Raw genomic sequence first — 4,223 nt, 5'->3', positions numbered from 1 at the left:
GAGATGATCGGACTTCTTGGCATGCTTGGTCATGGTGGCGGTTCCTTCTTGGTGTAGTGACCCCCTCCGTAATACACGGAGGGTGAAGGAGCCGCCGCTCTCAAACTCTCAGAAAATCAACCGGTTCTGGGACATCCCCAGGTTCTCATCTATGGCTTGGAGTCGGTCCACGAATCGCTCCACCCGCGTCTCCAGTTTGTCGAGAGACGAAACTGTCAACGTAACGTAGGCAAAAAGGTCAACGCCTAGGTCGAGCAGCCGCGCGAACAGGTCGAACTGCCTGCCGAACAACGCTTCGTCGGCTTGCGTATTGAACGCGAACGCAGGCGCGTCGATGCCCTTGAAACAGCAGACGCGGCCGTACATCTGATAAGACGCGATCCGCTCACGATCTCGATCGGAAAGAAACCTCCAGAAGTAGTCGTTGCTTAGATTGTCGTCACTCCATAAGTAGACCCGATGTTCCAAGCCACGTTCTTCGAGCGCATCCATCGTCCAGAGCACCCATTCGGGTGTCAAATCGGGCTGGCCGCCTGAGAGATCAATCATCGGCGGCGGATCCGCGAGGGCGCCATAGTAGCCAACCAGCTCATCTGCCGAACGCCATGAGGCGTGGCGCGGGTTTGCGCCGAGGAGCGAAAAGGGCACGTAGCAATACCAGCACCGCCAATTGCACGCGGCGAGCTGGAACACCTCCGCGCGGAGTTCCGCAACCGAGGAAAGGCCGAGCGCCTTTGAGGCCGGCGCAATCGGGAGCGGGTTCGGTACCCAACCGGCAGTGCTTGACCTGCGGAAGTGCCTGACTCGGCCCAGCCCTTCGCAGTTGGCGGGTTCCGAGAGGTCGGATTCCTGGGCAGTGCCGGTAAGGTCCGCAATCAGCAGTCGGCGATCATACGCGCGCAGTGCTGCCGCACGATACTTCTCTGCCAGCCTGTCCGAGTCAACGGCATTCATTGCACTTACTCTAGGTGCGGGCACCGCGGCGGATCGGCGGAACGCTCTCCCCGTGGTCGGTCAGATCGGGGAGTCTGAGGCGGAGATAGTTCACGACGAGTTCAGCTGCGTACTCGATTTGGTCATGGGTGAGGTCGTTCCCTTGCGGAATCGCATGCCAGTATTCGAGACACCGCCGGCAGCAGGTAGCCGTTGCATGTTGCGCGTAGTAAATCGGGTTCTTCCCGCCCAACGGAGTCTGCGCACCATCGCGAAACGGCTGGGCCTTGCCGATAGCGCTCCGAATTCGCTTGCGCACACGGCCCTCAATCCCTTTGTATCCCGCACGCCTTGCGTAGTTGACAGCGTGTTGGCTGAACTTGAGATGCCAGGCGTAGTGCCGGATTCTCTCGAAACGAAGAGCCTCGAAAGTATGGTCAACATCAAGAAGATCTCTCGTATGAATGCGATCCCAATCGACCAAGGCGGCACCGCACGCACGACACGGTCCATGCGCCTTTGCCTTCCGCTTCGCTTGGCGGAAGCAGTGGAGTCCGTTCTCGCAATCGACAGACTCACAAGTCACCTTGAGTTCATCAAGCTCCTTCGGTTTCTTCGGACTCATTGCACTTCCACCTCCGTTAGGCTTCGTGACAGCAGTTCGCGCTCGAGGTCGGACAACCTGTCAAAACGAGCGTTTTCGAAGAACACATTTCGCGCGATCGACCAGGGATTGGGCTCGGTCTCCTGCAGCGCGGCAGCTGTTCCCCACCAGTCGCGTTTTCCTTTCTGCGAGGAGAGGCGGTAGGCGAGATAGTTCGCGAGCGAGTCTGCTGGTACGGATTCCCGCTGAGCAACCGCGACGACGGAGCGCTTCAAAAATCGTTCGTTTCCCTTGGCATCCGCAACGCACATATGAGCCAGTTCATCGGCTCGATTGTCGAGCGCGACATCCGAGGAAAAATCGTTGGCAAAGTCTTCCTCGTCGTCCTCTCGGCGATCGAGCGGATTCAGATCGACGATGCTCCGTTCAGGCAGATCCGGCGCGACCGAAGCGTGGTAAAGCTCGTGCAACAAGTCACTCAGCCATCGAGCGAGATACGATGTGTTCTGCTCCAGCACGATGACGTTGCGTCCAGACTCTCTCCAGCAAGCACCATAGAAAGCGACCGAGTCGCGAAGTGGGAGGACGGGGACACCGAGGCTCCAAACCCATCGGAGAACCGACTCAAAGCTCAGGGCTCCGTGTGCCTCGAGCACAGCAGTCCGCACGACTTTCGGATCGTTGGGGATCGGACTCGGCTCAAGGTGCGCAGTGGCCTTGAGCGTGATCGCGGCCAGCCGATGGGCATAGGCCGCATAGGCGTGCGTCTTTCGCTCACTCGCGTTCTTGGGAAGCTTGAATCGGCCTGAACCGAGAGCAACCGATGAGTAGGTCAGGGGCTGGTCGCCGAGGAGTGTAGAGGCCGGCCAATCAAACACCCGCGCAATGATCCCGACCGCTCGAAGTACAAGCGAGCGGGTCGGCTCTCCTTCTTCTTCCTCCAATTCAGCCGTCAGAGCGGAGGGGAGCAACCGATCCAGCACGAAGTTGCGGTTGAGCCCCACACTTTCGAGCCGCTTGAAGACATCTCGAATGCTCGCGACGCGTTTCGCGAGTATCGCTTCTCCGTGAACGGTCACCCCGAGCGCCGATGCAATCTCGTCCAATCGAGCCACGTTCGCACCAGCGTAGTTTGTTACCTCATATCGCTGAATGACTTGCTTGGAGAGTCCGAGCCCGGCAGCCAGCTCTTCTTGGCTCATGCCCATCGCGATACGCGCTTGGATCAGTGCCCTTGGGAACTCCGCGATGGCCTCAATCGGAAGAGAACTTCGCTCCCCTGCCTTGAGAGATTCGTACTCCGCGATTTCTTCGCGCAGGTCACTTAGCTGGCTACGCAACGCTGCCGCTTCGATCTCAAGGAACTTGGAATGCACTCCGTGCGCGGGCTGCTTCCCAGCGAGGTCTGCCAGAGCCTTTTCGAACTGATCGGCCTGGGAGCGCGTGATCTTGTATTCGCGTTCGTTCTTGATCATGAGAACTCCTGCGTCAGGTTCAAGGAGAGAATCCCCTTCGGTTCGCCCTCGCGTGTCTGCTGAAAGAAGTCGAGGAACCTCTTTCGGTGTCGCGGCACGGCGTTCTCGCTCGCAACAAACATTTCCCCTCGGTACTTCGCCTTCTGCTGAGCCCGCTGGTTGTCGAAATTGAGGAGGACGGGGTCGAGCTTGTTCGGGTCGACTCCCATCGGGTCCCAACAGCCGTCAAAGTCCTCGGGCACGTTCTTGTCCGTCACGAAACTCCCATCGACGTAGACTCGGCCGCAGCCCGCTCTTTTCAATGCAAGCAACGCAGCTTTCAATCCAGCCAAGAGCTCGCGACGGTGGCGATTCGACCCGTACCGATGCTCGACCTCCCGCCAAGAGCATGCGTGGATGCCGGGCGGGAGCAGACCGTTTTCGTCAAAGTCGGGAATCACAATAGAGACAACAATATCGTTGTCTCTATTCATCGTCAAGGTGTGACCCGAACATGAGCCGACGGTCCGCTGAAATGGCTCTGCGGCTTCTAGCAGTCTCAGAGGCTCATTACTTGGAACTGCTCGGGGGAAAGTGCAGTTGAGCGGCAATGGGCCCCTGGACCCCCTTCCGAGTGGATAGAGGTTTCATAAGGGCCCACCTTTGCCAAAGGCTACATTGTTCGTTCCCCCAGGGGATACCGTGGGTTCATCGACATTGGGTGAACCCATTCAGCCTCGGCAACCTGGCCAAGACCCATTACACCCGGGAGTCCAGCTACATCGTCTGGGGGCTGCTGACGCTGCTCTACGGCGCCTACAACTACGCGGACCAATTCCAATGCGCTGCGCTGCTAGGCCTGGACGTCGCCCGTCACACGGCGCCGGTCTACCTGACCGAGCAGGTGCGAGAAGAGGAGCACGCGACCGAAGGTGCACCGGTCGCACCGGAATTCCTCTCGGCCACCCTGACGACGAAGGCCGTCGAGGAGATCCCGGGCCGTCAGGATCTACGTCTCGTGACCGCCGCCCTCGACGTCTACAACAACGTCAACGCCATCGGCCGCTCCGAGTACGAGCGCCAGAAGGCAAAGAAGGCGCTCGGCGGAGTCGGCGAAGACGGCCGTCTGCATATCGGCGAATACGTGCTGAAGCTGGCCGTGTTCACGGGCGACGCGACGAGCTGAGCCGCGGCTCGTCCGGAATGAAGGCCTCGCTGAAGACCCGTTCTAG

Annotated in this window: 5 protein-coding genes; 1 reads left to right on the top strand and 4 read right to left on the bottom strand. The window is 59.4% G+C overall.

What is annotated here, in order from left to right; genetic code table 11:
- Window positions 1-108 precede the first annotated feature (108 nt).
- Genes GY937_26395 through GY937_26380 form a run of 4 tightly spaced genes read right to left on the bottom strand, consistent with a single transcriptional unit; the run spans window position 109 to window position 3,455 of the window.
- Complete coding sequence (locus GY937_26395; GenBank protein MCP5060246.1) at window positions 109-954, bottom strand: hypothetical protein; 846 nt, start codon at window positions 952-954, stop codon at window positions 109-111.
- Window positions 955-964: 10 nt separating this feature from the next.
- On the bottom strand, window positions 965-1,558 hold the full coding sequence (locus GY937_26390) for a DUF4186 family protein (GenBank protein ID MCP5060245.1): 594 nt from the start codon (window positions 1,556-1,558) through the stop codon (window positions 965-967).
- Window positions 1,555-3,012, bottom strand: a complete 1,458-nt coding sequence (locus GY937_26385; GenBank protein MCP5060244.1) for a helix-turn-helix transcriptional regulator — start codon at window positions 3,010-3,012, stop codon at window positions 1,555-1,557. Before GY937_26385 ends, GY937_26390 begins: the two co-directional genes overlap by 4 nt.
- Window positions 3,009-3,455, bottom strand: coding sequence for a hypothetical protein (locus GY937_26380; GenBank protein ID MCP5060243.1), 447 nt, complete (start codon window positions 3,453-3,455; stop codon window positions 3,009-3,011). Before GY937_26380 ends, GY937_26385 begins: the two co-directional genes overlap by 4 nt.
- Before the next feature lie 257 nt (window positions 3,456-3,712).
- Here GY937_26380 and GY937_26375 point away from each other — a divergent pair, with 257 nt between their 5' ends.
- The gene (locus tag GY937_26375; protein ID MCP5060242.1) at window positions 3,713-4,177 is read left to right on the top strand and encodes a hypothetical protein; all 465 of its coding nucleotides are present in this window, start codon (window positions 3,713-3,715) and stop codon (window positions 4,175-4,177) included.
- The last annotated feature ends 46 nt before the right edge of the window (window positions 4,178-4,223 follow it).

It is taken from the genome of bacterium, assembly GCA_024228115.1.
Taxonomy (GTDB): Bacteria; Myxococcota_A; UBA9160; order UBA9160; family UBA6930.
The sequence above is the reverse complement of the archived record's forward strand: the minus strand, read 5'-3'. Positions and strand labels throughout refer to the sequence as shown.

Bases quoted from the DNA above. Each gene is read 5' to 3' on its own strand.
- GY937_26395 (MCP5060246.1), bottom strand. From the start codon at position 954: ATGAATGCCGTTGACTCGGACAGGCTGGCAGAGAAGTATCGTGCGGCA.
- GY937_26390 (MCP5060245.1), bottom strand. From the start codon at position 1,558: ATGAGTCCGAAGAAACCGAAGGAGCTTGATGAACTCAAGGTGACTTGT.
- GY937_26385 (MCP5060244.1), bottom strand. From the start codon at position 3,012: ATGATCAAGAACGAACGCGAATACAAGATCACGCGCTCCCAGGCCGAT.